This is a genomic window from Lysobacter sp. F6437 (genome assembly GCF_052547215.1).
This window is the reverse complement of the sequence record NZ_JBQWRB010000001.1, coordinates 291321-315668: the sequence shown is the minus strand read 5'-3', so window position 1 is coordinate 315668 and position 24348 is coordinate 291321. Positions and strand designations below refer to the sequence as shown.

The window sequence follows — 24348 nt, the reverse complement described above, 5'->3', positions numbered from 1 at the left end:
TGCCCCCGCGGCGGCCACGCGCCGACACTCCAACATCACTGAAGTGGCTGGGGGTGTGCGGGCGTATGGATTTCCTGATCGTGCTGGGCGCGCTGGCGTTCCTGATGTTCGTGGCCTATCGCGGTTACAGCGTGATCCTGTTCGCGCCGGTGGCGGCGCTCGGCGCGGTGCTGCTGACCGACCCGTCGCTGGTCGCGCCGATGTTCACCGGCCTGTTCATGGACAAGATGGTCGGGTTCCTGAAGCTGTACTTCCCGGTGTTCCTGCTCGGCGCGATCTTCGGCAAGGTGATCGAGCTGTCGGGCTTCTCCAAGGCGATCGTCGCCGCGACCATCAAGCTGTTCGGTGCCAGCCGCGCGATGCTGTCGATCGTGATGGTCTGCGCGGTGCTGACCTACGGCGGGGTGTCGCTGTTCGTGGTGGTGTTCGCGGTGTACCCGTTCGCCGCGGAACTCTTCCGCCAGAGTGACATCCCCAAGCGGTTGATCCCGGGCACGATCGCGCTGGGCGCGTTCACCTTCACCATGGATGCCCTGCCCGGCACGCCGCAGATCCAGAACATCATCCCGACCACGTTCTTCGGCACCAACACCTGGGCCGCGCCATGGCTCGGCACCATCGGCGGCGTCTTCATCCTTGCCGTCGGCCTGGCCTACCTAGACTGGCGCCGCCGCGTCGCGCTCAAGGCCGGCGAGGGTTACGGCGACCCGGCGACGCTGGTCAACGAGCCGGTCGCGTTCACCGGCGGCCGCCTCGCCAACCCGTTCATCGCGATCCTGCCGCTGGTGCTGGTCGGCGTCGCCAACAAGCTGTTCACCGTGTGGATCCCGCGCATCTACGGCGAGTCGCATTCGTTCGACCCGGCGGTGATCGGCGATGCCGCCCCGATCGTGCAGCAGGTCTCGTCGATCACCGCGATCTGGGCGGTCGAGGGCGCGCTGCTGGTCGGCATCTTCAGCGTCATCGCGTTCGCCTGGAAGCCGGTGATGACCAGCTTCGCCAATGGCACCAAGGACGCGATCGGCGGCGCGCTGCTGGCGGGCATGAACACCGCCTCCGAATATGGATTTGGCGCCGTGATCGCCGCCCTGCCCGGCTTCCTCGTGGTCGCCAACGCGCTCGGCGCGATCCCCGACCCCCTGGTCAACGAAGCCGTCACCGTCACCGCGCTCGCCGGCATCACCGGTTCGGCGTCAGGCGGCATGGGCATCGCGCTGGCAGCGATGGCCGACACCTTCATCGCCAACGCCAACGCCGCCGGCATCCCGATGGAAGTCTTGCACCGGGTCGCGGCGATGGCCTCCGGCGGCATGGACACCCTGCCCCACAACGGCGCGGTCATCACCCTGCTGGCGGTGACCGGCCTGACCCACCGGCAGGCTTACAAGGACATCTTCGCGATCACGATCATCAAGACGCTGGCGGTTATGGTGATCATCGGGGTGTTCTACGCGACCGGGATCGTGTGATCGGGCGCGAGGGTCAAAATGTGAGTTGCCAGTAACCCACGTCGACCCAGCGGCCGAGTTTGAAGCCGACCTCGTCGAACTGCCCGACCTTGCGGAAACCGAGCCTCTCGTGCAGCGCGATGCTGGCCGCGTTCGGCAACGCGATACCGCCGATCGCGACGTGCATGCCGATGGCGCGCAACTCGGCGAGGAGCCGTTCGTAGAGCTGTCGACCCAATCCCCGCCCGTGCGCCGCCGCGTCCAGGTATACCGTGGTCTCCACCGCGAAACGGTAGGCGCAGCGGCCTTTCCATTTGCTGGCGTAGGCGTGGCCCAGCACGGTGCCGGTCTCGTCTTCCGCCACCAGCCACGGCAGGCCGGCGGACTGGACCTCGGCGATGCGCGCGGCCACGTCCATTTCTGACACCGCGGTCTCCTCGAAGGTGATCGTGGTATCGCGCACGTAGTGGTTGTAGATGCGGGCGAGCGCCACGGCGTCGTTCGGGGTTGCATCGCGAATCACGGTTCGCTCCTCATTGGGGACGCACGTTCCTTCGGAAGTCCGGTCCGCGCACCTGCTTCATACCAGCCCTTGCTGGCGTTGACGATCCGCACCACGGACAACATCACCGGCACCTCGATCAGCACACCGACCACGGTCGCCAGCGTCGCACCGGAGTGCGCACCGAACAGGCTGACCGCCGCGGCCACCGCCAGTTCGAAGAAGTTGCTGGCACCGATCAGCGCCGACGGCCCGGCCACGCAGTGGGCGACACCAAAGCGGCGGTTGAGCAGGTAGGCCAGCCCGGAGTTGAAGTAGACCTGGATCAGGATCGGCACCGCCAGCAGCGCGATCACCAGCGGCTGGTCGATGATCTGCCGGCCCTGGAAGCCGAACAGCAGCACCAGCGTCAGCAGCAGCGCGGCCAGCGACACCGGTCCCAGCCGCGCCAGCCAGCGTTCCAGCAAGGCCGGCCCGCCGCGGGCGATGATCCACCGGCGCGCGACCACCGCAATGACCACCGGTACCACGATGTACAGCCCGACCGACAGCGCCAGCGTGTCCCACGGGACGGTGATCGCCGATATCCCGAGCAGCAGCGCCACCAGCGGCGCGAACGCAACCACCATGATCGCGTCGTTGATCGCGACCTGGCTGAGAGTGAAGTTCGGCTCGCCGTCGCACAGGTTGCTCCACACGAACACCATGGCCGTGCACGGCGCCGCCGCCAGCAGGATCAGGCCGGCGATGTAGGAATCCACCTGCCCGGCCGGCAGCCACGGCGCGAACACGTGGCGCAGGAACAGCCACGCCAGCAGCGCCATCGAGAACGGCTTGACCGCCCAGTTGATGAACAGCGTCACGCCGATGCCCTTCCAGTGCCGGCGGACCTGCCCCATCGCGGCGAAGTCGATCTTCAGCAGCATCGGAATGATCATCAGCCAGATCAGCGCGGCGACCGGCAGGTTGACCTTCGCCACCTCCATCGCGCCGAGGGCGGCGAACGTGCCCGGCAGGAAGTGGCCGAGCGCGGTGCCGACCACGATGCACAGCGCCACCCACAGCGTCAGGTAGCGCTCGAAGAAGCCGATGCCGGGCCGCGATGGCGCCGGCACGTCGCAGACGGCCACCTCAGACATGTTCGCCATCCTCCGACTCGATGAAGCCGATGCGGTCCAGCGCCTGCTTCAGCGCCTCGCGGTCGCTCCACGTGTCCGGCGCGAGGGTCAGCAACGCCATCAGCCGCTTGCGGATCACCGCATGGGCTTCGGCAAACGCCGCGCGTTTGTCGTCGTCGCTGCCCCCTACCGCCGCCGGGTCCTGCAACCCCCAGTGGGTACGCACGAAATCACCGAAGAACACCGGGCAGGTTTCCGCCGCGGCGCTGTCGCAGACAGTTACCACCACGTCGATCGACGGTGCGCCGTCGCCGGAGAACTCGTCCCAGGACTTGCTGCGCAGGCCGGAGGTCGCGATGCCCTCGGCCGCCAGTTGCGCCAGCGCGAACGGATTGACCTTGCCGGTGGGCTGGCTGCCGGCACTGAAGGCCTCGAAGCGCCCGCCACCCCAGGCGCGCAGGGTCGCCTCGGCCAGCACGCTGCGGGCGGAATTGCCGGTACACAGGAACAGCACTCGATGACTCATGCAGGTTTTCCCTTCGTGGTCGGAGATACGCAGTCGGCCGAGGACGACCCCGCGCAGCAGTTGTGGGTGAGGAAACCGATCAACGCGTTCATCGCCCCGAAATCGGCGCGGTAGCAGACGTATCGCCCCTGCGACTCGCCATGCACCAGCCCCGCCGCAGACAGTTCCTTGAGGTGGAACGACAACGTCGCCGGCGGCACCGCCAGCGCCTCGGCGATGTCGCCGGCCATGCGTCCGGCCGGCCCGGCCTCCACCAGCAGGCGGAACACCGACAGCCGGGTGTTGTGCCCCAGCGCGGTCAGGGCGTGTATTGCGTCATTCATTTCCATTTTTATAGAATAATCAAATCAAATGACCGCAAGCAAGCCCGCCATGACCTTCGACGACCTCCCCAACGTCAGCCCCGATGCCATCGACTTCCCTGACCTCGACAAGCTCGGCCTGCCCGTCGAGGCCGACCACGCCCCGCGCATCCTGATCCTGTACGGCTCGCTGCGGCCGCAGTCCTACAGCCGCAAGCTGGCGCTGGAGGCCGAGCGCATCCTGCGCCGCTTCGGCGCCGAGACCCGCGTGTTCGACCCGCACGAACTGCCGCTGCTCGACAGCGTCGGCAAGGACCACCCCAAGGTCCGCGAGCTGCGCGAACTGTCGCAGTGGTCCGAGGGCCAGGTCTGGGTCAGCCCCGAGCGCCATGGCGCGGTCACCGGCGTGTTCAAGAACCAGATCGACTGGCTGCCGCTGGAAGACGGCAGCGTGCGCCCGACCCAGGGCCGCACCCTCGCGGTGATGCAGGTCTGCGGCGGCTCGCAGTCGTTCAACGTGGTCAACAGCCTGCGCCTGCTCGGCCGCTGGATGCGGATGGTGACGATCCCCAACCAGTCGTCGGTGGCCAAGGCCTGGCAGGAGTTCGACGACGCCGGCCGGATGAAGCCCTCGCCGTTCTACGACCGCGTGGTCGACGTGATGGAGGAACTGGTGAAGTTCACCCTGATGGTGCGCGGCCGCAGCGATTACCTGGTGGATCGCTACAGCGAGCGCAAGGGTGCGGTCGCGGCACGCGCATTGACGAGGCAGGCCGCCGTCACCGGGACGTGAACTGATTGCCAACGATGGTGATGAAGCGTTCTACGCGACCGGCATCGTCTGAGCGGCTTCAGTCGGCAACTTCCGGCATATTGGAGACGTCAGGAGCATTACCGTCCCTTGGCAGCGCGCCCACCGGCTCACCGACGGGTTGGCCTTGCGGTGTCAGCAGGCTCCAGTGGCCCCAGTCGTCGCGGAGATCATGGCCGGCGGTATCACCCCGCGCCGCGTCACCCGCGTAGTGGTACAGCGGGTGGCCGTTGTAGCTCATCTGCGCGGTGCCGTCGGCCCGGGTGACCACGCCGGCGAGCACCGGGGCCAGCCCCTCGCCCAAGTCCGGCTCACCGGTGGGCGCGTAGACCGGCGCCCATTGCGTGAGGCAGTCGCCCGTGCAACCGCTGCCATCGGTATCGCCGGCCAGCATGTAGACCGCGCGGCGGTCGCTGTCGGCCACGAATGGCTCCGGCCCACCCACCGACATGACCTGCAGGCTGTCGGAGGTCATCGTGCGCTGGGTCACCAGCGCGCCGCTGTCGGAGGTGGTGGACGGCGTTTCGGCGCCTTCGGTGAGCATCGGCGGCCGGTCGGAATCGCCACCGCAAGCCTGCATCAGCGGAATGGCCAGCAGACAGAGTGCAAGCGCCGGCAGCGCGGATCGGTTGGTTCGGGGCAGCGGCTTCACAGGCTTTCCTCCGGGTCGATCATGGCAAGGGCATCATCGACAGCTTGCTGTGCGGTCGGCCGCACAAGCCGGGTGACCTCCTCGCCGTTGCGCAGGAGCACCAGCGTCGGCCACAGCTTGACGCGGTAGGACCGCCCGAGGCGTCGGCCGGGGCCGTCCTCGACCTTGAAATGGCGCACGTTGGCGTGACTGGCAAAAGCGCCGGCAATCAACGGTTGGGCGGCGGTGCAATGGCCGCACCAGTTGGTCCCGAACTCGACTACCGTCGCGCCCGGCAATGCGTCGACGTCTTCCCTTGCGGGCGCGTCGGCGGTGTACTCGCGTTGCATGGCCAAGGTGCGCTCCTTTACTCGTCCCGGTTCGGGCAAAAGCCTAGCGCCGCCCCCATGCACGATGCGCGAAAGCCGCCCATCGTTCCGATCCAGAACGGAAAAGGCGCCATGAGCGCCTTTCCCGATGGATCAGGAAATCCGGAACGCATCCCCGTCGAGCATCGCCGGGAACTTCTGGCGGTGTCGCGCCAACTCGGAACCCAGCAGCGTGTTGGTCACGACGACTTCCTCGTCGGTGCATTCGGTGACCGGATGACCAAGGAAATCGATCACTGCGCTGTCGCCGCTGTAGTGGATGCCGTTGCCGTCGGTGCCCACGCGATTGAGGCCGGCGACGTAGCACAGGTTCTCGATCGCCCTTGCGCGCAGCAGGGTCTTCCACGGATAGGCGCGGGCGGCCGGCCAATTGGCGACGTACAACGCGAGGTCGTAATCGAGGTCACCGGGGCGCTCGACATCGAAGCGGTTGCGCGAGTACACCGGGAAGCGCAGGTCGTAGCAGACCAGCGGGCAGATCCGCCAGCCCTTCCAGTCGACGGTCAGTCGCTCGCGGCCGGCGGCGTAGCGCTCGTGCTCATGCGCGTAGCGGAACAGGTGGCGCTTGTCGTACTGCTGGACGCTGCCGTCGGGGGTGACGAACAGCATGCGGTTGTAGACAGCCTCACCGTCGCGGACCTGCACGCTGCCGGTAACTGCCGCATCGAGCCTGGCGGCCTGCTCGCGCATCCAGCCGACGGTCGGGCCGTCCATGGTTTCGGCGTTGTCGATCGCGTCGTTGCTGAAGCCGCTGGTGAAAGTCTCCGGCAGCAGCACGAGGTCGGTGGTGCCGTGCAGCGGGGCGATCAATTCACCGTAGTACTCGCGGTTTCCGGCCGGGTCATGCCAGAGGGTCTCGCCTTGCACGAGGGAGATGCGGAGGTTGTTCATGGGATGGTTTTTCATGCGGTTTGGCCCACTGTAAACCAGCCTCCCATGCACGGTGTCCGGGGCAACTCAGGGCGCGCCGGCAGCCGGCGCGGACGCCAGGTCGCCCATCGCGACTGCCAACTCGACCACGCGCTCGGTGAAGTCGCCGTAGCCGTCGGTTTCAGGCTGGGGCTCGTCGCCTGCAGGCGCCCCGACCTGGCGCACCGCGACCAGGCCGGCCGCAGGAACAACCACGATGTACTGGCCCAGGTAGCCCTGCGCTTCATAGGCGGCGACGGGGCCGCGTTCGATCTTGAACAACCGGTAGGGGCCGATCCTGTGCTTGCCGATCAGTTCGTCGCGGACCCTCGACACATCCTCGCCCAATCGTTCGGACAGACCTGCCATCAGCGCATCCGGCCCATCGAACCGCGTGCCTGCCAGCGCCCGCCCGAGCGTCTGCACCAGATCCTCCGAGACACCCTCCCCGCGCAGCATCGCGAGGCTGTCCGGGTCGAAACTGAAATGCATCCAGGCCGGGCGCAGCCACCAGAGCAATCCGCTCGACGGATCCAGCGTCTGCCCCGGGGACAGCATCGTGTCGATGTACGCCGCAGGTACCAGTTGCTTGCCGTGCCAGTTTCCGCGCTGGAGAACCAGTTGGCCGATCTTTGCCGCATCGGCGGCGGTCAGTGGCAGGCCGGCCATCGCGTAAGGATTGCCGACTTCGTCCTTGTCCCAGGGGCCAGGCACCACACCGAGTTCGGCGAACAGGCCGTCGCGGAAAAACACATCCATCGGCTTGCCGGATGCTTCCGCGATGATGCCGGCAAGCAGGTTGGTCGCCTTGTTGTTGTAGGCGAATCCCTCGCCCGGCGCGTGCTCGAGTTCCGCGGCGAGCGCCAACTGGATCGCATCGGGCGCGGGATAGATTTCGGCCGGCGCCATCGCCACGTTCTGCAGGCCCGAGGTGTGGTTGAGCAGCATGCGCACAGTGATGTCGCGCTTTTGCCCCTGCTTCCATTCGGGATAGAAGTTGGCCACCGGCTGGTCCAGCGACTTGACCCGTCCCTGCCCGATCAGCTGGCCGATACCGAGCGCGACCACCGATTTTGTCGCCGACATCAGCTCGATCGGCCCCGGGGGCGTGCCGCCACGGTAATAGTGGCCGACTTCCTTGCCGTCCTTGAGAACCAGCACCGCGTCGCTGTGGCTGTCGCGACCACCGTCCAGGATGCGTTGAAGTGCCGCCCTGGCAGGAGGCGTGAGGTCGGTCGCAAGCGCGGGCAGTGCGCAGGCGATGCCGAGGAGTGCGATGACGAGCGTGGCGAGGCGATGCTGCATCGGGATGGTTCCGTGCTGATGTGCCGAAGCACGGTAGCGACCGCCTGCTCTCGGGGCATGTGCCGGTCGGGATCGAACTTATGGCACGTGTCGACGTGGCTATCGGGCATGGAGCAGGTGGTGCGTGCCCTTGTAGGAGCGGCTTCAGCCGCGATCGGCCAGTCGACAGCGCGTCCGGCTCCACATCGCGGCTGAAGCCGCTCCTACGGATAGCGGGAGCTACAGCTTCCGCAGGCGCTCGATCGCCTTGTCCAGCGTCGCCTCGCTCTTGGCGAAACACAGGCGGGCCAGGCGCTGGCCTTCGGGCGGGCTGCCATAGAACGGCGACAGCGGGATCGCGACGACGCCGTGCTCGATCGTCAGCCAGCGGCAGAACGCGGCGTCGTCAAGGTTGCTCACGCCGGAGTAGTCGACCAGCTGGAAATAGCCGCCCGGCACCGGCAACGGCTTGAGCTTCGTCGTCAGCAACTGCCCGCGGAAGCGGTCGCGCTTGTCCTGGTAGAACGCGCCAAGTTGCTCGTAGTGCCCAGGCTCGGCCTCGATCATCTCGGCGAACGCGAACTGCGCCGGGGTGAACGTGCAGAAGGTGTTGTACTGGTGGACCTTGCGGAACTCGGCGCTCAGCGCCGGCGGCGCGATGCAGTAGCCGACCTTCCAGCCGGTGCAGTGGTAGGTCTTGCCGAAACTTGAAATAACGAAGGCGCGCTCACGCAACTCCGGGTAGCGCAGCGCCGATTCATGGCGGGCGCCGTCGAACACGATGTGCTCGTAGACCTCGTCCGACAGCAGGATGATATCGGTGCCGCGCAGCAAGCCGGTCAGCTGCTCGATGTCATCGGCCATGAACATCGCACCCGACGGGTTGTGCGGCGTGTTGGTCATCAACATCCGGGTTTTCGGCGTGATCGCCTTGCGCACCAACTCCCAGTCGGGCGCGAAGGTGCGCGGGTCGAGCGGCACGTGCACGGCGATGCCGCCGGCCAGCTCGATCGCCGGCTCGTAGCAGTCGTAGCAGGGGTCGAGCACGATGACTTCGTCGCCCGGGCGGACCACGGCATGCACGGCGTCGAAGATCGCCTCGCTGGCGCCGGAGGTGACGGTGATTTCGGCATCGACGTCGGGCCGGTGGCCGTAGCAGCGCTCGGTCTTGGCGGCGATGGCCTGCCGCAGCGGGGCGACGCCGTGCATCGGCGAGTACTGGTTGTGGCCCTGCTTCATCGCGCCCGCCAGCGCATCGACCAGCCGTGCGGGCACGTCGAAATCGGGAAAGCCCTGCCCCAGGTTGACCGCGCCGTGCTCGGCGGCCAACTGCGACATCACGGCGAAGATGGTGGTGCCGACCTTCGGCAACTTGGTCTCGGGGGTCATGGCGTGTCGGGGCATCGTGTGGGTTGTCGAGTGTACGAAATCGGCCCACTGCGATCCGCCGGCCCAGCTCCATCGGCAAAGTTGCATCGTCGCGGGCACCGGCCGACACTGCCGCCATGCGTGAACTCCAGGTCGTCGATGCATCGGAACTGGCCGCTGCCTATGCCGCCGCGCATTACGCGGTGGTGCTCGACGGCGATACGGTGCCTTTGCGGGTCGGCCATCCAGCCAGTGACCTGGAGGCTTACTGCCCGGCGCAGCGCTACGTCTTCATCACCGCCTGGAACCCGGCCTCGGAGCCACATTCCGACACCGCCAACGAGACCGCGGACGCGCTGCTGGTCGCCCAGCTCGACGCCATCGGCGTGCAGCGCCACGCCGCGTGGAGTGAATGCCCGGATGGCGAATGGCGCGAACCGGGCTGGTTGCTGGCCGACATCGATGGCCCGACCACCGAGTTGCTGGCGCATGAATTCGGCCAGGCAGCGGTGCTGGACTGGCGACACGGCCAGCCGGTGCGCCTGCGGATGCTGCTGGAGCGCCCGGACACACGGGCTTTGCCGGAAGCCATCGCCGCGTTCACCGATTGGGTGGATGACGTCGTCGCAGCGTAAAATGGGAGTTTCGTGGTCCCCTGGACCGCGGCTCTCCACCGCCTGGCCACCATGACCCCACCCGATCGCCCCGCCCCGCCGCTGCTGCAAGCCCGCGGCCTGCGCTTCGCACGCAACGACGAGCCGGTCTTCGGCCCACTCGACTTCAGCGTCGATGCCGGCGAGGCGCTGCTGGTGCAGGGCGACAACGGGGCCGGCAAGACCACACTGCTGCGGGTACTGGCCGGACTGCTGCGCGCCGACGGTGGCGAGGTGGATATCGACGGCGAGCGTGCGCGCGCCGCGCGCCGTGCACGGGCGATCGCCTACCTTGGCCATCTGCCGGGCCTGAAGGCGGACCTGAGCGCCATGGAGAACCTGAACTTCCTGTGCGGGCTGCAGGGGCGTCGCCGCGCCCAGCTGGCCGGGCACGCAATGACAATCGTCGGCCTGTCCGGCTACGAGGATGCGTTGGCGCGGCAGTTGTCGGCCGGCCAGAAGAAGCGGCTGTCGCTGGCCCGGTTGTGGCTGTCACCGGCGCCGTTGTGGCTGCTCGACGAGCCCTACGCCAACCTCGACCTCGCCGGAATCGAGCTGGTCAACCGGATGGTGCAGGCGCACCTGCGCTCCGGCGGTGCGGCATTGGTGACGACCCACGGCGCCTACGCCGCGCCACCGGTCCGGACACGGCTGTTGGTGATGCAGCGTCCGGGCCTGGAAGCAGCCGCGTGAGCGCCGCCGTGCCGACCCTGGCCGGTGCCGCCCGGGCCCTGATGCTGCGTGACCTCCGCCTGCTCTGGCGCCGCCGTGGTGATGCGCTGCAACCGGCCCTGTTCGCGGTGCTGGTGGTCACCCTGTTCGCGCTGGCGCTGGGTGGCGAGGCCGAGGCACTGGCCGGCGTCGCCAGCGCGGTGCTGTGGCTGGCGGTGCTGCTGTCGGGCCTGCTGGCGCTGGACACCCTGTTCCGCGGCGATGCCGAAGACGGCTCGCTGGAGCAGTGGATGCTGGCGCCGGTGCCGCTGGGCTGGCTGGTCGCTGTGCGCACGTTCATGCACTGGGCCACGACCGCGCTGCCGCTGCTGGTCGCCACGCCGTTCCTGGCCGAGCTGATGCACCTGCCACGCGCGCAATTGCCGGTGCTGGTGGCCTCGCTGGCGCTGGGCACGCCGCTGCTGAGCCTGCTGGGCGCGGTGGTGGCGGCGCTGACGGTCGGGATGAGGCGCTCCGGTATACTTGTCGCCTTGCTCGCGCTGCCCTTGTACGTGCCGGTCCTGGTGTTCGGTGCAGGCAGCGTGGCTGCCTCGGCGCAGGGCCTGGACGCCCTTCCCCCCTTGCTGCTGCTGGCCGCTGGACTGGTGCTGGCACTGGTTCTGGCCCCGCTGGCCGCGGCCGCCGCGATCCGCATCGCGCTGAACTGAGCGCGCTCGACCGACTCCATGAATCCAATCGTCCGCTGGTTCCACAAACTCGGTTCGCCCCCCTACTTCGATCGCTTCGCCGCGCGCTGGGCGCCGTGGGCCTATCTGTTCGGCCTGCTGACGATGGCGTGGGGGCTGTACGGCGCGTTGTTCGTGGTGCCGGCCGATTACCAGCAGGGCGACAGCTTCCGCATCCTCTACATCCACGTGCCGAGTGCCTGGATGAGCCTGGCGGTATTCGGGCTGATGGCGTTCTACGCCGCGATCGCGCTGGTCTGGCGGATCAAGCTGTGCGAGATCCTGGCGATGGCCTGCGCGCCGATCGGCGCCGGTTTCACCCTGATCACGCTGGTGACCGGCGCGATCTGGGGCAAGCCGATGTGGGGCACCTGGTGGGACTGGGACCCGCGGCTGACCACCGAACTGATCCTGCTGTTCCTCTATCTCGGGGTGATCGGCCTCTACAACGCGATCGACGACCGCCGCGCCGCCGCACGCGCCGCCGGGCTGCTGGCGATCGTCGGCGTCGTGCTGCTGCCGGTGATCCGCTATTCGGTGGTGTGGTGGAACTCGCTGCACCAGGGCCAGACCATCCGCCTGTTCGGCGAATCTTCGATGGCCCCGAGCATGCTGCCGCCGCTGCTGTGGATGGTGGTCGGCACCCACCTGTGGTTCATCGGTGCGCTGCTGATGCGCGCGCGCGCCGACAACCTGCGTCGCGAGTCCGGCAAGGCCTGGGTCGCCGAACTGGCGGCACCCGACGGGAAGCGCCGATGAGCTACCAGAACTACGTCATCGCGGCCTATGCCGTGTTCGCGATCGTGCTGGGCTGGGACTACGTCGCCACCCGCCTGCAGATCCGTCGCGAGCTGGCCAACGCGCGCCGCCGCGCCGCGCGACAGGCCGACCGCTCCACCCCGAAATCCCCCGACGAGTTGACCCGATGAACCCGATCCGCCGACGCCGCCTGCTCTGGGTGGTCGCCCTCGTGGTCGCCGCAGCGATCGCCGCGACCCTGGTCGCGATGGCGCTGCAACGCAACGTTGCCTACCTGTACACGCCCAACGAGGTGATCAGTGGCGAGGCCGGCGCGGAGGTTAAGTCCGGCCAGGCCCGGTTCCGGCTTGGCGGGATGGTCGCCGAGGGTTCGATCGAACGCGTCGACGGCACCCTGGAGTCGCACTTCACCGTCACCGACGGCGACGCGCTGATGCCGGTCACCTATACCGGCATCCTGCCCGACCTGTTCCGCGAGAAGCAGGCGGTGATCGCCACCGGCCGCATGGACGGCGACCGCTTCGTCGCCGAGGAAGTGCTGGCCAAGCACGACGAGACCTACATGCCGAAGGAAGTCGCCGACAAGATGGGCATGGCGCACCAGAAGCATGACGTCGAGGCGCCGGCGACTGATGGCGCGGGGGCGGCGAATTGATCGGTATCGTCGCGGCTGATCGCGAGAGCGCCCTCATTCCAACCTTCTCCCGCAAGCGTGAGAAGGAGCCAAGCCATGCTGCCTGAACTTGGTCAAATCGCGCTGGTCCTCGCGCTGCTGCTTGCGGCGCTGCAGGCGGCCTTGCCGCTGGCCGGCGCACAGCGCGGCATCGCTCCGTGGATGGCAGTCGCCCGGCCCGCCGCCTACGCCCAGTTGCTGCTGGTCGGCCTGGCCTTTGCGATCCTCACCTACGGCTTCGTCAGCCAGGATTTCTCGCAGCGCTATGTCGCCGAGAACTCCAACTCGCTGCTGCCGATGGTCTACCGCTACACCGCGGTGTGGGGCGCGCACGAGGGCTCGCTGCTGCTGTGGGCGCTGGTGCTGGCGCTGTGGACGGCGGCGGTCGCGCGGTTCTCGCGGGCGTTGCCGATGACCGTGATCGCCCGCGTGCTCGGGGTGATGGGCGTGGTCAGCCTCGGCTTCCTGGCGTTCCTGATCTTCACCAGCAACCCGTTCGAACGGCTGCTGCCCGCGGTGGTCGAGGGTCGCGACCTCAACCCGCTGCTGCAGGACCCGGGGATGATCATCCATCCGCCGATGCTGTACTTCGGTTACGTCGGGTTCTCGGTGCCATTTGCATTTGCGATCGCCGCCCTGCTCGACGGCAAGGTCGACGCGCGCTGGCTGCGCTGGACCCGGCCGTGGACCAACGTGGCCTGGGCGTTCCTGACGGTCGGCATCGCGCTGGGTTCGTGGTGGGCGTACTACGAACTGGGCTGGGGCGGCTGGTGGTTCTGGGACCCGGTCGAGAACGCCAGCTTCATGCCGTGGCTGGCCGGTTTGGCGCTGCTGCATTCGCAGGCGGTCACCGAGAAGCGCGGCAGCTTCCGCGGCTGGACCCTGCTGCTGGCGATCGCGACATTCTCGCTGTCGCTGCTGGGCACGTTCCTGGTGCGCTCGGGCGTACTGACCAGTGTGCACGCATTCGCCGCCGACCCGACCCGGGGGCTGTTCATCCTGATCTTCCTCGGCATCATCATCGGCGGCTCGCTGGTGCTGTACGCGTTGCGCGCGCCGGACGAGGACGATGGCAAGTCGTTCGAGCCGGTCTCGCGCGAGACGCTGCTGCTGGCCAACAACCTGCTGCTGACGACCGCCTGCGCGATGGTGCTGCTCGGCACGTTGTATCCATTACTGGCCGACGCGCTGGAGCTGGGCAAGATCTCGGTCGGTCCGCCGTACTTCGCGTTGCTGTTCACTCTGCTGATGGCGCCGCTGGTGTTGCTGCTGCCGTTCGGGCCGGTGACGCGCTGGCAGCGCGAGCAGGTCTCGAAGCCGCTGGCGATGCTGCTGCCGTGGGCCGGGCTGGCGTTGGCGGCCGGCGTGCTGGCGTTCTTCTTCGCCCCACAAGGTCCCTGGAAGGTCGCGGCCGGCGTGGTCGGTGCAGTCTGGGTCGGCGCCGGCACGTTGCGCTTCGTGTGGTCGCGGCTGCGCAGCCCGGGCGGTCGCCTGACCGCCGAGATGCTCGGCATGACCCTCGCCCACTTCGGCGTCGCGGTGTTCCTGGTCGGCGCGATGCTGGTCGAGGGGCTCAATGTGCAGCGCGAGGTCGCGGTCAAGCCCGGGCAGACCATCGAGGTGGGGGACTATGCGTTCCGTTTCGATGGCGTCCAGCAACGCCAGGGACCGAACTACCGCGCCGACTACGGCACCGTGCAGGTGTTTGCCGACGGCGCGCCGCTGGTGCTGATGCATCCGGAAAAACGCGCCTACGCCAGCGGCGGCCAGGTACTGACCGAGGCGGCGATCAAGCGTGGCGTCACCCGTGACCTGTACGTCGCGCTCGGCGAGCCGCTGGGCGGTGACGCATGGGCATTGCGCGTGCACATCAAGCCGTTTGTGCGCTGGATCTGGGCGGGCGCGCTGCTGATGATGCTCGGCGGCCTGGTGACCGCCACCGACCGGCGATTCCGCCGCATCGACACGACCAAGGGGCCTGCGACATGAGCACCAACAAGTCACCGATGATGCGCTGGCTGCCGCTGGTCGCGTTCGCCCTGCTCGCGCTTCTGTTGCTGGCCGGGGTGATCCTGAGCCGCGATGGCAACCGCGAGGCACTGCCGTCGCCATTGATCGGCAAGCCGGCGCCGGCATTCGAGTTGCCCGTGCTGCATGAAGCCGGCCGGCTGGTGACCTCGCAGGACCTGGCCGGCGAGCCCTACCTGCTCAACGTCTGGGGCAGTTGGTGCCCGGAATGCCGGGTCGAGCATCCGATCCTGACGAAGTTCGCCGAGTCCAAGCGCGTGCGCGTGATCGGCTACAACCTCAAGGACGAGCACGCCGACGCGTTGAAATGGCTGGAGCAGTTCGGCAACCCTTACTGGCTGGTGCTGACCGACTACACCGGCGAGACCGCGATCGACTGGGGTATCTACGGCGCGCCGGAAACCTTCCTGGTCGACGCCGACGGCATCATCCGCTGGAAGCACGTCGGGCCGATGAGCGAGGCGACGATTCGCGACGAATTATTGCCGGCGCTGGCCGAGGTGGAGGCACGCAATGAATCATGAGCCGCGTCGTGAAGCCACCATTCCCGGACAGGTTACCGGCTTCCTGAAGCACCTCGCATTCGGTGTGGCACTGATGCTGGCGCTGGTCGTGCCGACCCTTGTCCTGGCCCAGGCGGGCGACGCCATCACGCCACCGCAGTTCACCGACACCGCCGAGGCCAAGCGCTTCCACGCGCTGACCGAGGAACTGCGCTGCGTGAAGTGCCAGAACCAGTCACTGGCCGATTCCAACGCGGCGATCGCCCAGGACCTGCGGCTGGAAGTGCTCGACCTGATGCGCCAGGGCAAGACCGACGCCGAGGTCAAGCACTACCTGGTCGCGCGCTACGGCGAGTTCGTGCTGTACCGCCCGCGCGTGGAGCCGACCACCTGGCTGTTGTGGTTCGGTCCCGCAGTGCTGCTGCTGGCCGGCGGCTTCGTCGTCGCCGGGATCGTGCGCAAGCGCAGTGCCAAGCTACCCGTCGCAGGCAGCGCCCGCGACGAAGACCAGGAGTGGTGATGACCGCGTTCGTGATGGCCAGCGCGCTGCTGGTCCTGCTGGTTCTCGTATTCGTGCTGCGGCCGCTGTGGCGCGCGCGACCGGCGGCCGGCATCGGCGTACTTGTCGCCCTGGCGGTCACCACGGGGCTGGTCTATGCGCTGGTCGGCACGCCGCGCGCGCTTGATCCGGCCCAGCGCAAGACGCCGGAAACGCTGTCCGAAGCAATCACCCAGCTGCGCACGGAGCTGGAACGCGACCCCAACCAGGTCGAAGGCTGGCGCCTGCTCGCCCGCGCCTACGACGCCGAGGGGCAACTACCCGAAGCGCGCGACGCCTACGCCCGCGCCGTGCAACTGGCGCCGGACGAACCCGCGCTTCTGGCCGAAGCCGCCGAAGCCCGCGCCAAGGCCGCCGACGGCCGCCGGTTCGATACCGAAGCCATCTCGATGCTGCAACACGCGCTGCAGATCGAACCCATGCACCAACGCGCCCGCTGGTTCCTCGGTATCGCCCAGCGCCAAGGCGGGCAAGCGGCCGAAGCGGTGGCGACGTGGGAGCCGCTGCTGGCCGCCGTCGATGCGAAGACCGCGACGAGCCTGCGCGAGCAGATCAACCTCGCCCGCGCCGAAGCCGGGATGGAACCGCTGCCCGCCGCCGTCGAGCCCGACGCCAATGCCGCCCGCATCACCGTCAGCGTCTCGCTGGACCCGGCACTGGCGATGCAGTACCCGGACGACGCGGTGGTGTTCGTGATTGCCCGCCAGCCCGATGGTCCACCTATGCCGGTCGCAGCCGAGAAGTTGCGCGCCACCGGCTTCCCGCTGGCCGTCACCCTCGATGACCGCGACAGTCCGATGCCGACGTTGAAGCTGTCGCAGGTCGAACAGGTCGAAGTCATCGCGCGCATCTCCGCCAGCGGCGACGCGACTGCGCGGCCGGGCGACTTCGAGTCCGCCCCGGTGCGGGTCGCACCCGGACCGGACGCAGCGGCAGCGCTGATGATCGACCACGTCATCGAATAGGATTTCCATGACCGAGTTCATCCCACCCGGCACCCGCTACATCGACCTGCCCTCGCCGTTCCCGATGAAACGCGGCGGTGAATTGCATGGCGCCCGGATCGCCTACGAGACCTGGGGCACACTCAATCCCGCTCGCGACAATGCCGTCCTGATCGTCACCGGCCTGTCGCCCGACGCCCACGCCGCCGCCAACGATGCCAACCCCGCACCGGGCTGGTGGGAAGCCATGGTCGGTCCCGGCAAGGCGATCGACAGCGATCGCTGGTTCGTGGTCTGCGTCAACTCGCTCGGCAGTTGCAAGGGCTCGACCGGGCCGGCCTCGATCAACCCCGACACCGGCGACCTGTACCGACTCGATTTCCCGGAACTGTCGATCGAGGACGGTGCCGACGCCGCGGCCCACGTGGTGCGCGAACTGGGCATCGAACAACTCGCCTGCGTGATCGGCAACTCGATGGGCGGGATGACGGCGCTGGCGTTGCTGGTGAAGCATCCCGGCATCGCCCGAAGCCACGTCAACATTTCCGGCGCGGCCAAGGCGCTGCCGTTCTCGATCGCGATCCGCTCGCTGCAGCGCGAGGCGATCCGGCTCGACCCGAACTGGAACAACGGCGGCTACGAAGACGCCAGCTACCCCGAGTCCGGCATGCGGATGGCGCGCAAGATGGGCGTCATCACCTACCGCTCGGCGCTGGAATGGGACGGCCGCTTCGGCCGCGTGCGGCTGGACTCCGACCGCGCCGACGACGAGCCGTTCGGACTGGAGTTCGAAGTCGAAAGTTATCTGGAAGCCCACGCCCGCCGCTTCGTCCGCAACTTCGACCCCAACTGCTACCTCTACCTCAGCCGCTCGATGGACTGGTTCGACCTCGGCGACTATTGCGCGCAGCGCTCCGGCGACGGCGAGGGCAACACCCGGGCCGGCCTGGCCTCGATCCGGATCGACAAGGCGCTGGCGATCGGCGCCGCGACCGACATCCTGTTCCCGTTGCAGCAACAGCGCGAAATCGCCGACGGCCTGCGCGCAGGCGGCGCCGATGCGCGCTTCCTGCCACTGGATTCACCGCAGGGCCACGACGCCTTCCTGGTCGATTTCGACCGTTTCGGCCCGGCTGTCCGAAGCTTCCTCGACACCCTGTAGGAGCGGCTTCAGCCGCGATCGGGAACCGGTCGCCCGTGCCGACTCCCGATCGCGGCTGAAGCCGCTCCTACGAAAGCAGCTCGCCAGCCATCCGGGTAGAATCCACTCCCATGAACGCCCAAGCCCTGCCCGACATCGCCTTCCCCGGCCACGACAAGCTCGTGGACGCGATCGACACTGCCGTCAGCAGCGGCGACGAGCACGCCATCACCGCGGCCCTGCGCAACACCCTGTGCTGCATGATCCGCGACCGCGACGTGCAGCTACCCGGATGCGTATTCGAGCCGATCGAGGACCACTACGCCCGCCGCGAGATCTACCGCAGCCCGCAGCATGGCTACAGCGTCGTCGCGATGACGTGGGGCCCCGGCCAGGGCACCCCGGTGCACGACCATTGCGGCTTGTGGTGCGTCGAGGGCGTCTGGGACGGCGAGCTCGAGATCACCCAATACGAACTACTGGAAACCGACGGCGATCGCACGCGTTTCCGCGCCGCCGGCGGCATGGTTGCCGGCCCCGGCAGCGCCGGCAGCCTGATTCCCCCGCACGAGTACCACTCCATCCGCAACACCAACAACGACGAAGTCGCCGTGTCGGTGCACATCTACAAGGCGCCGATGGAAGCCTGCTCGATGTTCGTCCCGCAGGATGGAGAGTGGTTCGTCCGCGCCGCCAAGGCATTGGCGACCGATGAGGCGCACTAGGCGCCATCGAACGACGGATCCCCGCGCCTAGAAAATTACGCTGACGACAGGCTCACCGCTGTCGGCCACCGTGCAGTCGATCCTTGCAGCATCGCGCTGCCGGCGAAGGTGGTCGCTCACCCAATCGATGTGCACCACGTGCCGCCGTTCCCGGATGCACGCCAGCGATACCGCCGCCAGCAATTCCTGCTGCCGTGCCACCGAAGCGGCAACCTGCTGCGGCGACCGGACCACGGTCAGCCCGACCCGGAACGAGGACGTGGCCGAATCAGCCCACGCCACCGGCGCGATGGCCACGCAACACATCAGCAGCAGGATTCGCACGATGGACCGTCTTATCTGAAGGATTCGCGGTGCGCCCGGGACAACGACGCGCTCCGCCTGCCCATCGATAACCCGAACGACATCGATTTGACGTGAAAGTATTCACAGTTCGACACCCAAACCAAAAGGCCCGCGCTTTCGCGCAGGCCTTGAGGATGTCAATGGTGCCGAAGGTGGGACTCGAACCCACACGCTTTTAAGGGCGGCGGATTTTGAATCCGCTGCGTCTACCGATTCCGCCACTTCGGCCGGCCGCGCAGTATAGCCGAGGGCGGCGGAGACGCTCCAGCAATTTATTCGTCCTGCCGCCATCGCCAGCGTGCCGCTACGATGCCGGCATGTGCCTGATTGCAGTCGCCTGGCGTTGCCACCCCCGTTACGAGTTGGCGTTGATCGCCAACCGTGACGAACTGCATGCACGGCCTGCCACGGCGGCCGGACCGGACCCGGCCGCGCCCGACCTCTACGGTGGCCGCGACTTGCAACAGGGCGGAAGCTGGCTGATGGTGTCGCGGCGTCGTCGGCTGGCGGCGGTGACCAATGTCCGCGTGGGTCTGGCTGGCGACCCGATGCCGCGTTCGCGCGGAGCACTGGTGCGTGGCTTTGCCGATTCCACCATCCCGGCCAATGACTGGCTGGACGCATTGCAACCCGATGCCGCCGGGTACGCACCGTTCAATCTGCTGGCGTGGGACGGGGATGAGCTGGTGTTTGCAGGCAACCATCCCGGCTACGCGCGCCATCCAGTCGAGCCGGGGTTGCACGCCATGTCCAACGGCGCGTTCGATGCACCGTGGCCGAAGAGCGCCCATGCGACCCGGGCGCTTCTGGGCTGGCTGGAGTCCACTCCGCCCGACGAGGGAACGACCTCCGACGTGGCGCCGCTGCTGGCGGCGTTGGCGGACGATTCGCTGGCCCCGGATGCAGCCCTGCCAGATACCGGGGTCGGGCTGGAGCTGGAGCGGATGCTTTCGCCGCCGTTCGTGCGCAACGCGCGTTACGGCACGCGCTGCAGCAGCGTGGTGCTGGTCGACGATGCCGGCATCCGGTTCGTGGAGCGCAGGTTCGGACCGGATGGACGCGCGACAGGCGAAAGCGACACGGCGCTCGCGTCTATCCCTTGAAGCGCGGCTAATAAGAAGGCCCAGTCATTCGGACTTTCATCCGAAGTGGCTGAGCCTTCCGTGCCGGAGCTGTTGCGTCGGGCCGAAGCCCTTCGCTTTTTCTCCGGTAACGTGGACTCTACGCGCGGCCTTGTTAGATGGCCGTCAAACCGATGGAAAGAAACCGGTGGTCTCACGCACGGCGTGGCAATAGCGGTGCCGGCCAAGGCCACCAACCGCGCCCGGTCATGGCATAGCGGTCGGCGGCACGTTCGAAACGGTTGCGGACGCTGACCCCACCGCAGAGCAGGTAGACCGGCAGGAACAGCGGGCCGAGCGCCATGTACTGGTAGACGTGCGCGCGCTCGTGGTCGGCCAGGACCACGGGCGCGTCGTCGCAGAGGCCGGCACGGTGGGCATAGGTGTGGCAGTTGCCATCGAGGGTGGACCCGGTGTGCAGGATCACGTTGCCGAGGGTCAATGCGCCGCCCGGTCCCCACGGCCAGCCATGGAAGACCAGTGCCAGGTCGCGCGCCCGCCAGTGCACATGGGCACCGAACATCATGCCGGCCAGCCCGGCCAGCAGGCCGACGAAGGTATTGGGAAAGGTCCACAACGCGCCGAGCAGCAGCAACACGGGTTGACGCCCGGACACGTCGCCGGGCGAACTCATCGTGACGAGTTCATCGTGGCTGGCTCATCGTGGCAAGGTCGTCGTGCCAGGGAGAACAGGCTCAGCCGCCCTCGTCGGGCATCAGCAACCACAGGATCAGGTAGACCAGGATCCCCGGAAAGGCGGCTGAAGCGATCGAAACCAGCACGAAGATCACCCGCACCAGCGTCGAATTCCAGCCGAACCGGCGGGCGATGCCGCCCATGACGCCGGCCAGCATGCGATCGTGCCGGGAGCGGACGAAGGGACGTGAAGTGTGTTCCATGCAGCTCGGATTTCTGGGAGGGTGCAGTCAGTCTAGCCGGGCGGTGTGACGGCGGCGTCGCGCGTTCACGCCGCGCAACTATCGCGAGCGCTGCGCCAGCCAGTCGTGGATCGCCTGCGGCACCTCGCGCTGGGCGCGGCCGGAGACGTAGATGCCGATGTGGCCGCCGCGGAACGACAGTTCGCTGTAGTCGGTACTGCCGACCAGCCCGCCGAGTGCTTTCGACGATGCCGGCGGCACCAGGTGGTCGGCCTGCGCGAACACGTTTAGCACCGGCATGTCGACGTAACCGAGGTCGACCGCGCGGCCACCGATGTCGATGCCGCCATTGACGAAGCCGTTGCCCTGGTAGAACTGCTTGGCGAACTGGCGGAACGCCTCGCCGGCCTGGTCCGGCGAATCGAAGATCCACTTCTCCATGCGCAGGAAATCCTCCAGCGCGGCCTTGTCGTCGAGGATGTCGACCAGTCCGACGTACTTCTGCACGAACAGCCGCCACGGCTTCAACGTGAGGTAGGTGAAGTTCATGATGTCGGCTGGCACGTTGCCGAGGGTGTCGACGAAGGCATCGACGTCGACCCCGCGCACCCAGTTGGCCAGCATGTTGTCGTCGGTGTGGAAGTCGACCGGCGTGACCATCGTCACCAGGTTGCGCACCTTGCCCGGGTTGAGCGCGCTGTAGCACAGCGAGAACGCGCCGCCCTGGCAGATGCCGAGCAGGTTGACCGCGTCGAGCCGGTGGCTGGCGCGCAGGTGGTCGACCGCGCCGCCGAGGTAGCGCTGGATGTAGTCCTCCAGCTCCAGGTAACGGTCGGACCGGTCCGGGTAGCCCCAATCGAGGATGTAGACGTCCTCGCCGCGTTCGAGCAGGCCACGCACGATCGACTTGTCGGCCTGCAGGTCGACCATGTAGGGCCGGTTGACCAGTGCGTAGGCGATCAGCAGCGGGACTTTCGCGGTGGGAGCCTTGTCACCGCGGAAGCGATACAGCACCACCTTGCCGTCGCGCCAGACTTCTTCCTTGGCGGTCGCGCCGTAGTCGACGTCGTCGACCTCGCGCAGGGTGTCGAGGCCGGCACGCAGCTTGTCCTGCGCGCGCAACGCTTCCTGCGCCAGCGTGTCGGGGCTGAAGTTGAGCGGGCCGGTGTTGAACGTGTCCTGCTTGTCCATGTCAGCGTGCCTTTGAAGCCGGCTTGCTTACCGAAGCGCGGCTGGCGGTTTTTTTTGCGGGGGCCTTTTTCGCGGCCGCAGGTTTTTTGGTCGCGACTTTCTTCACCGCAGGTTTCCTGGCAGCGGTTTTACGCGCCGGAGCTTTCCCCGCCCCCGCCGGTTTCCGGGTGGAGTCACTCGCAGCAGGTCGCCCCGCCGTATCGCCAGCCGACGCCATCCCCGCCAGTTGGTCGCGCAACCTTCGCAGCTCGCGCTCCAACTGCACGATCTTGCGATGGGCGGCATCGACCTCGGTCCGGGTCGGCATGCCGAGCGCTTCGCCCGCCTGTTCGACCTGCCCCTGCACCGCCGCGCGCAGACGCATCTGCGAGTTCACCAGCGCGCCATAGGCATCGCGGAAACGCGGCGACAGGGCGATGTCGGCATAGGCTTCTTCGGCGGCGTCGATCCACAGGTCGAACAGGGCGCGCGCCGACTCCAGTTGCTTGCCCGGCTCGCTGCGCTCGGTCAGCTTCTGCTCGAAACGCGTGAACGCATCCTGCGCGGCCTCGGCCATCAGCGTCTGGTAGGCCTGGCCCTGCTGCTGGTAGTCCGTCTGCGCCTGCGCGAGGCGTTGCACGCGCTCCTGGTGTTCGCGGGTGAACCCGAACGCGGGCATTCCCGACCAGGCCTGGCCGTCGCGCTGCAGTTTCTCGATGAACGGCGCGGCCTGTTCGAACCACTGTTCAAAGCCTTGCTGGCCGGGTCCCTGCATGCCGCGCAGGACCTCGGCGAACGGATTGCCGAAATCCCCGCCCAGCGCACGCTTCCACGCGCTGGCGATGTCGGCGGCACCGGCGTCCTGGCCGGCGAACTGCGCCGCCAGTTGCTGCATCTGGGCGTACCAGCCGCGAGCCTGGGCATTGAAGCGGTCGATGGTGGCGTCGGCCTGGTTGCCGAGTCCGTTGCCGAGTCCGTTGCCGACCCCGTGACCGGGCCCAGCGCCAAACCCGCCGCCCAGGCCGGCATTGCCCTGGGCCAGCTTCGACCACCATGCGACGGCCTCGTTCCAGCCCGGCATCGTCGCCCCCGCACCGTGGGCGCCCGCGCTTCCGGGAAGACCCATGCCCGGGAAACCCGAGCCGGAAAAACTCGCACCCGGGAATCCGTTCGATGCCGGCGCCGCATCCGCCCCGGCACGCAGCATCTCACCCCAGCGACTCCAATACTGCCGCGCCAGCGCCTCGAAATCCTCGCCACCGAAACCCTGATTGGCCATCTCATCCTCCAAGCGTTGCCGCGATCATAGCAACGCGGATGTTGCAGGCCGATGCGTCCCTGGCGAGCTCGTCGCGGGCTTTTGTAGGAGCGGCTTTAGCCGCGATCGGAAATCGTTCGCCCGTGCCGATTCCTGATCACGGCTAAAGCCGCTCCTACAGAGATCTCCACGCAGATACGCGGCCCGCGGGGCCTACGGCTTGGGGATGTGGAGCGTCTTGCTCACCATCAGCGTGCCCGACAGCGCGAACATCAGCACCAGCGGATGGAACTGCCACGGTCCCAGTTGGACCATGCCCAGCCACAGGTCGGCGCCGATCGCGCCCTGCCCGGCCGCGATCCACAGCACCACCACCAGCGCCAGGCTGGTCGGGATCGGCGTGCCCTCGAAATGCTTGACCTTGCCTTCGTCGCCCGAGAGCTGCTCGGCGGTGACGTTGTAACGCGCCAGCCGGCTGACCCCGCAACCGACGAAATAGCTCAGCACAACCCAGTCCCAGCCGCCCTGCAGGCCGCAGGCGTAGCCCAGCGCGGCAGGGGCGACGCCGAACGAGATCACGTCGGCCAGCGAATCCAGCTCACGCCCCAGCGTCGACGCCGACTTGCGCCAGCGCGCCACCCGGCCATCGACCGCATCGAAGATGAAGGCGGCCGGGATCAGCGCCATGCCGATCATCAGGTCGCGCACCCCACCCTCCTGCAGGAAGCGCATCGCAGCGAAGATCGCACCCGTGCCGCAAAAGGCGTTGGCGAGGGTGACCCAGTCCGCGAGATGGAATTCGCGGAGCATCGAGAAATGGCGGCGTTGCGTCATGTGGTGCTCCGATGGAGTGCGCATCTGCCAGCCTGCCAAAGGCGGCGTGACGGCGGCAAGTGCGGGTGCAGG

General features: G+C 67.7%; 30 protein-coding genes and 1 tRNA gene. 15 read left to right on the top strand and 16 right to left on the bottom strand.

The window, feature by feature from the left end; genetic code table 11:
* Positions 1-65: 65 nt before the first annotated feature.
* Entirely contained in the window at positions 66-1469 is a 1404-nt protein-coding gene (locus tag ACT9F5_RS01410; protein ID WP_445118163.1) for a GntP family permease, read from the top strand.
* A 13-nt stretch (positions 1470-1482) separates the two neighbouring features.
* Here the strand turns inward: ACT9F5_RS01410 and ACT9F5_RS01405 are convergent, their stop codons facing one another.
* From ACT9F5_RS01405 to ACT9F5_RS01390, 4 genes are read right to left on the bottom strand one after another with little or no spacing between them, the layout of a single operon-like run.
* The gene (locus tag ACT9F5_RS01405; protein WP_445118162.1) at positions 1483-1971 is read right to left on the bottom strand and encodes an arsinothricin resistance N-acetyltransferase ArsN1 family B; all 489 of its coding nucleotides are present in this window, start codon (positions 1969-1971) and stop codon (positions 1483-1485) included.
* Positions 1968-3089, bottom strand: a complete 1122-nt coding sequence (arsB, locus tag ACT9F5_RS01400) for an ACR3 family arsenite efflux transporter (RefSeq protein WP_445118161.1) — start codon at positions 3087-3089, stop codon at positions 1968-1970. Before arsB ends, ACT9F5_RS01405 begins: the two co-directional genes overlap by 4 nt.
* Positions 3082-3594, bottom strand: coding sequence for an arsenate reductase/protein-tyrosine-phosphatase family protein (locus ACT9F5_RS01395; RefSeq protein WP_445118160.1), 513 nt, complete (start codon positions 3592-3594; stop codon positions 3082-3084). Before ACT9F5_RS01395 ends, arsB begins: the two co-directional genes overlap by 8 nt.
* Positions 3591-3923 carry a metalloregulator ArsR/SmtB family transcription factor gene (locus ACT9F5_RS01390; RefSeq protein WP_445118159.1) on the bottom strand — a complete coding sequence of 111 codons (333 nt, stop codon included), beginning with the start codon at positions 3921-3923 and terminating at the stop codon, positions 3591-3593. Before ACT9F5_RS01390 ends, ACT9F5_RS01395 begins: the two co-directional genes overlap by 4 nt.
* Positions 3924-3966: 43 nt before the next feature.
* Here ACT9F5_RS01390 and arsH point away from each other — a divergent pair, with 43 nt between their 5' ends.
* Positions 3967-4689 carry an arsenical resistance protein ArsH gene (arsH, locus tag ACT9F5_RS01385; protein ID WP_445119465.1) on the top strand — a complete coding sequence of 241 codons (723 nt, stop codon included), beginning with the start codon at positions 3967-3969 and terminating at the stop codon, positions 4687-4689.
* Positions 4690-4747: 58 nt separating this feature from the next.
* Here the strand turns inward: arsH and ACT9F5_RS01380 are convergent, their stop codons facing one another.
* The 5 genes from ACT9F5_RS01380 to ACT9F5_RS01360 form a co-directional block, all read right to left on the bottom strand.
* Positions 4748-5359 (bottom strand): COG4315 family predicted lipoprotein, encoded by a 612-nt coding sequence (locus ACT9F5_RS01380; protein WP_445118158.1) that lies wholly within the window; start codon positions 5357-5359, stop codon positions 4748-4750.
* On the bottom strand, positions 5356-5694 hold the full coding sequence (locus tag ACT9F5_RS01375) for a thioredoxin domain-containing protein (RefSeq protein ID WP_445118157.1): 339 nt from the start codon (positions 5692-5694) through the stop codon (positions 5356-5358). The genes ACT9F5_RS01380 and ACT9F5_RS01375 overlap by 4 nt, the downstream gene beginning before the upstream one ends.
* A gap of 126 nt (positions 5695-5820) precedes the next feature.
* Entirely contained in the window at positions 5821-6618 is a 798-nt protein-coding gene (locus tag ACT9F5_RS01370) for an amidohydrolase (RefSeq protein WP_445118156.1), read from the bottom strand.
* 66 nt (positions 6619-6684) lie between these two features.
* Positions 6685-7941 (bottom strand): serine hydrolase, encoded by a 1257-nt coding sequence (locus tag ACT9F5_RS01365; protein WP_445118155.1) that lies wholly within the window; start codon positions 7939-7941, stop codon positions 6685-6687.
* Between the two features lie 219 nt (positions 7942-8160).
* Complete coding sequence (locus ACT9F5_RS01360) at positions 8161-9309, bottom strand: methionine aminotransferase (RefSeq protein ID WP_445118154.1); 1149 nt, start codon at positions 9307-9309, stop codon at positions 8161-8163.
* A 116-nt stretch (positions 9310-9425) separates the two neighbouring features.
* Here ACT9F5_RS01360 and ACT9F5_RS01355 point away from each other — a divergent pair, with 116 nt between their 5' ends.
* The 12 genes from ACT9F5_RS01355 (at position 9426) to ACT9F5_RS01300 (ending at position 18670) form a co-directional block, all read left to right on the top strand.
* Positions 9426-9923 (top strand): DUF3293 domain-containing protein, encoded by a 498-nt coding sequence (locus ACT9F5_RS01355; RefSeq protein ID WP_445118153.1) that lies wholly within the window; start codon positions 9426-9428, stop codon positions 9921-9923.
* A gap of 51 nt (positions 9924-9974) precedes the next feature.
* Positions 9975-10634, top strand: a complete 660-nt coding sequence (gene ccmA, locus ACT9F5_RS01350) for a heme ABC exporter ATP-binding protein CcmA (protein WP_445118152.1) — start codon at positions 9975-9977, stop codon at positions 10632-10634.
* 41 nt (positions 10635-10675) lie between these two features.
* The gene (gene ccmB / locus ACT9F5_RS01345; RefSeq protein WP_445119464.1) at positions 10676-11320 is read left to right on the top strand and encodes a heme exporter protein CcmB; all 645 of its coding nucleotides are present in this window, start codon (positions 10676-10678) and stop codon (positions 11318-11320) included.
* Positions 11321-11338: 18 nt separating this feature from the next.
* Complete coding sequence (ccmC, locus tag ACT9F5_RS01340) at positions 11339-12097, top strand: heme ABC transporter permease CcmC (RefSeq protein ID WP_445118151.1); 759 nt, start codon at positions 11339-11341, stop codon at positions 12095-12097.
* On the top strand, positions 12094-12267 hold the full coding sequence (ccmD, locus tag ACT9F5_RS01335; RefSeq protein WP_445118150.1) for a heme exporter protein CcmD: 174 nt from the start codon (positions 12094-12096) through the stop codon (positions 12265-12267). Before ccmC ends, ccmD begins: the two co-directional genes overlap by 4 nt.
* The gene (ccmE, locus tag ACT9F5_RS01330) at positions 12264-12752 is read left to right on the top strand and encodes a cytochrome c maturation protein CcmE (protein ID WP_445118149.1); all 489 of its coding nucleotides are present in this window, start codon (positions 12264-12266) and stop codon (positions 12750-12752) included. The genes ccmD and ccmE overlap by 4 nt, the downstream gene beginning before the upstream one ends.
* A gap of 75 nt (positions 12753-12827) precedes the next feature.
* Positions 12828-14759, top strand: coding sequence for a heme lyase CcmF/NrfE family subunit (locus tag ACT9F5_RS01325; RefSeq protein ID WP_445118148.1), 1932 nt, complete (start codon positions 12828-12830; stop codon positions 14757-14759).
* Positions 14756-15322, top strand: a complete 567-nt coding sequence (locus ACT9F5_RS01320) for a DsbE family thiol:disulfide interchange protein (RefSeq protein WP_445118147.1) — start codon at positions 14756-14758, stop codon at positions 15320-15322. Before ACT9F5_RS01325 ends, ACT9F5_RS01320 begins: the two co-directional genes overlap by 4 nt.
* 73 nt (positions 15323-15395) lie before the next feature.
* The gene (locus tag ACT9F5_RS01315) at positions 15396-15821 is read left to right on the top strand and encodes a cytochrome c-type biogenesis protein CcmH (RefSeq protein ID WP_445119463.1); all 426 of its coding nucleotides are present in this window, start codon (positions 15396-15398) and stop codon (positions 15819-15821) included.
* Positions 15821-16825, top strand: a complete 1005-nt coding sequence (locus tag ACT9F5_RS01310) for a c-type cytochrome biogenesis protein CcmI/CycH (protein WP_445118146.1) — start codon at positions 15821-15823, stop codon at positions 16823-16825. The genes ACT9F5_RS01315 and ACT9F5_RS01310 overlap by 1 nt, the downstream gene beginning before the upstream one ends.
* A 7-nt stretch (positions 16826-16832) precedes the next feature.
* A complete protein-coding gene (gene metX / locus ACT9F5_RS01305; protein ID WP_445118145.1) occupies positions 16833-17966 on the top strand; it encodes a homoserine O-acetyltransferase MetX in 1134 nt (377 codons plus the stop codon).
* 110 nt (positions 17967-18076) lie between these two features.
* Positions 18077-18670 carry a cysteine dioxygenase gene (locus tag ACT9F5_RS01300; protein WP_445118144.1) on the top strand — a complete coding sequence of 198 codons (594 nt, stop codon included), beginning with the start codon at positions 18077-18079 and terminating at the stop codon, positions 18668-18670.
* A 27-nt stretch (positions 18671-18697) separates the two neighbouring features.
* On the opposite strand, the gene ACT9F5_RS01295 is transcribed toward ACT9F5_RS01300, so the two are convergent.
* Both ACT9F5_RS01295 and ACT9F5_RS01290 read right to left on the bottom strand, forming a co-directional pair.
* Positions 18698-18994, bottom strand: a complete 297-nt coding sequence (locus ACT9F5_RS01295; protein WP_445118143.1) for a hypothetical protein — start codon at positions 18992-18994, stop codon at positions 18698-18700.
* Positions 18995-19156: 162 nt separating this feature from the next.
* Positions 19157-19243, bottom strand: a tRNA-Leu gene (locus ACT9F5_RS01290).
* Positions 19244-19332: 89 nt separating this feature from the next.
* Between ACT9F5_RS01290 and ACT9F5_RS01285 the strand changes: the two genes are divergently transcribed.
* The gene (locus ACT9F5_RS01285) at positions 19333-20118 is read left to right on the top strand and encodes an NRDE family protein (protein ID WP_445118142.1); all 786 of its coding nucleotides are present in this window, start codon (positions 19333-19335) and stop codon (positions 20116-20118) included.
* 172 nt (positions 20119-20290) lie between these two features.
* Here ACT9F5_RS01285 and ACT9F5_RS01280 read toward each other — a convergent pair whose 3' ends face one another.
* From ACT9F5_RS01280 to ACT9F5_RS01260, 5 genes are all read right to left on the bottom strand, one after another.
* A complete protein-coding gene (locus tag ACT9F5_RS01280; RefSeq protein ID WP_445118141.1) occupies positions 20291-20770 on the bottom strand; it encodes a hypothetical protein in 480 nt (159 codons plus the stop codon).
* 61 nt (positions 20771-20831) lie between these two features.
* The gene (locus ACT9F5_RS01275) at positions 20832-21035 is read right to left on the bottom strand and encodes a PspC domain-containing protein (RefSeq protein WP_445118140.1); all 204 of its coding nucleotides are present in this window, start codon (positions 21033-21035) and stop codon (positions 20832-20834) included.
* A 78-nt stretch (positions 21036-21113) separates the two neighbouring features.
* The gene (locus ACT9F5_RS01270; protein ID WP_445118139.1) at positions 21114-22205 is read right to left on the bottom strand and encodes a class III poly(R)-hydroxyalkanoic acid synthase subunit PhaC; all 1092 of its coding nucleotides are present in this window, start codon (positions 22203-22205) and stop codon (positions 21114-21116) included.
* A 1-nt stretch (position 22206) separates the two neighbouring features.
* The gene (gene phaE, locus ACT9F5_RS01265) at positions 22207-23463 is read right to left on the bottom strand and encodes a class III poly(R)-hydroxyalkanoic acid synthase subunit PhaE (protein WP_445118138.1); all 1257 of its coding nucleotides are present in this window, start codon (positions 23461-23463) and stop codon (positions 22207-22209) included.
* A gap of 192 nt (positions 23464-23655) precedes the next feature.
* Positions 23656-24276 (bottom strand): CDP-alcohol phosphatidyltransferase family protein, encoded by a 621-nt coding sequence (locus tag ACT9F5_RS01260; protein ID WP_445118137.1) that lies wholly within the window; start codon positions 24274-24276, stop codon positions 23656-23658.
* Positions 24277-24348: the final 72 nt, after the last annotated feature.

Excerpts from the sequence above, each read along its gene's own strand:
- ACT9F5_RS01410 (WP_445118163.1), top strand. The coding sequence starts at position 66 with ATGGATTTCCTGATCGTGCTGGGCGCGCTGGCGTTCCTGATGTTCGTG.
- arsB (WP_445118161.1), bottom strand. The coding sequence starts at position 3,089 with ATGTCTGAGGTGGCCGTCTGCGACGTGCCGGCGCCATCGCGGCCCGGC.
- ACT9F5_RS01395 (WP_445118160.1), bottom strand. The coding sequence starts at position 3,594 with ATGAGTCATCGAGTGCTGTTCCTGTGTACCGGCAATTCCGCCCGCAGC.
- ACT9F5_RS01390 (WP_445118159.1), bottom strand. The coding sequence starts at position 3,923 with ATGGAAATGAATGACGCAATACACGCCCTGACCGCGCTGGGGCACAAC.
- arsH (WP_445119465.1), top strand. The coding sequence starts at position 3,967 with ATGACCTTCGACGACCTCCCCAACGTCAGCCCCGATGCCATCGACTTC.
- ACT9F5_RS01370 (WP_445118156.1), bottom strand. The coding sequence starts at position 6,618 with ATGAACAACCTCCGCATCTCCCTCGTGCAAGGCGAGACCCTCTGGCAT.
- ACT9F5_RS01365 (WP_445118155.1), bottom strand. The coding sequence starts at position 7,941 with ATGCAGCATCGCCTCGCCACGCTCGTCATCGCACTCCTCGGCATCGCC.
- ACT9F5_RS01360 (WP_445118154.1), bottom strand. The coding sequence starts at position 9,309 with ATGACCCCCGAGACCAAGTTGCCGAAGGTCGGCACCACCATCTTCGCC.
- ACT9F5_RS01355 (WP_445118153.1), top strand. The coding sequence starts at position 9,426 with ATGCGTGAACTCCAGGTCGTCGATGCATCGGAACTGGCCGCTGCCTAT.
- ccmA (WP_445118152.1), top strand. The coding sequence starts at position 9,975 with ATGACCCCACCCGATCGCCCCGCCCCGCCGCTGCTGCAAGCCCGCGGC.
- ccmB (WP_445119464.1), top strand. The coding sequence starts at position 10,676 with ATGCTGCGTGACCTCCGCCTGCTCTGGCGCCGCCGTGGTGATGCGCTG.
- ccmC (WP_445118151.1), top strand. The coding sequence starts at position 11,339 with ATGAATCCAATCGTCCGCTGGTTCCACAAACTCGGTTCGCCCCCCTAC.
- ccmD (WP_445118150.1), top strand. The coding sequence starts at position 12,094 with ATGAGCTACCAGAACTACGTCATCGCGGCCTATGCCGTGTTCGCGATC.
- ccmE (WP_445118149.1), top strand. The coding sequence starts at position 12,264 with ATGAACCCGATCCGCCGACGCCGCCTGCTCTGGGTGGTCGCCCTCGTG.
- ACT9F5_RS01325 (WP_445118148.1), top strand. The coding sequence starts at position 12,828 with ATGCTGCCTGAACTTGGTCAAATCGCGCTGGTCCTCGCGCTGCTGCTT.
- ACT9F5_RS01320 (WP_445118147.1), top strand. The coding sequence starts at position 14,756 with ATGAGCACCAACAAGTCACCGATGATGCGCTGGCTGCCGCTGGTCGCG.
- ACT9F5_RS01315 (WP_445119463.1), top strand. The coding sequence starts at position 15,396 with ATGCTGGCGCTGGTCGTGCCGACCCTTGTCCTGGCCCAGGCGGGCGAC.
- ACT9F5_RS01310 (WP_445118146.1), top strand. The coding sequence starts at position 15,821 with ATGACCGCGTTCGTGATGGCCAGCGCGCTGCTGGTCCTGCTGGTTCTC.
- metX (WP_445118145.1), top strand. The coding sequence starts at position 16,833 with ATGACCGAGTTCATCCCACCCGGCACCCGCTACATCGACCTGCCCTCG.
- ACT9F5_RS01300 (WP_445118144.1), top strand. The coding sequence starts at position 18,077 with ATGAACGCCCAAGCCCTGCCCGACATCGCCTTCCCCGGCCACGACAAG.
- ACT9F5_RS01285 (WP_445118142.1), top strand. The coding sequence starts at position 19,333 with ATGTGCCTGATTGCAGTCGCCTGGCGTTGCCACCCCCGTTACGAGTTG.
- ACT9F5_RS01280 (WP_445118141.1), bottom strand. The coding sequence starts at position 20,770 with ATGAGTTCGCCCGGCGACGTGTCCGGGCGTCAACCCGTGTTGCTGCTG.
- ACT9F5_RS01275 (WP_445118140.1), bottom strand. The coding sequence starts at position 21,035 with ATGGAACACACTTCACGTCCCTTCGTCCGCTCCCGGCACGATCGCATG.
- ACT9F5_RS01270 (WP_445118139.1), bottom strand. The coding sequence starts at position 22,205 with ATGGACAAGCAGGACACGTTCAACACCGGCCCGCTCAACTTCAGCCCC.
- phaE (WP_445118138.1), bottom strand. The coding sequence starts at position 23,463 with ATGGCCAATCAGGGTTTCGGTGGCGAGGATTTCGAGGCGCTGGCGCGG.
- ACT9F5_RS01260 (WP_445118137.1), bottom strand. The coding sequence starts at position 24,276 with ATGACGCAACGCCGCCATTTCTCGATGCTCCGCGAATTCCATCTCGCG.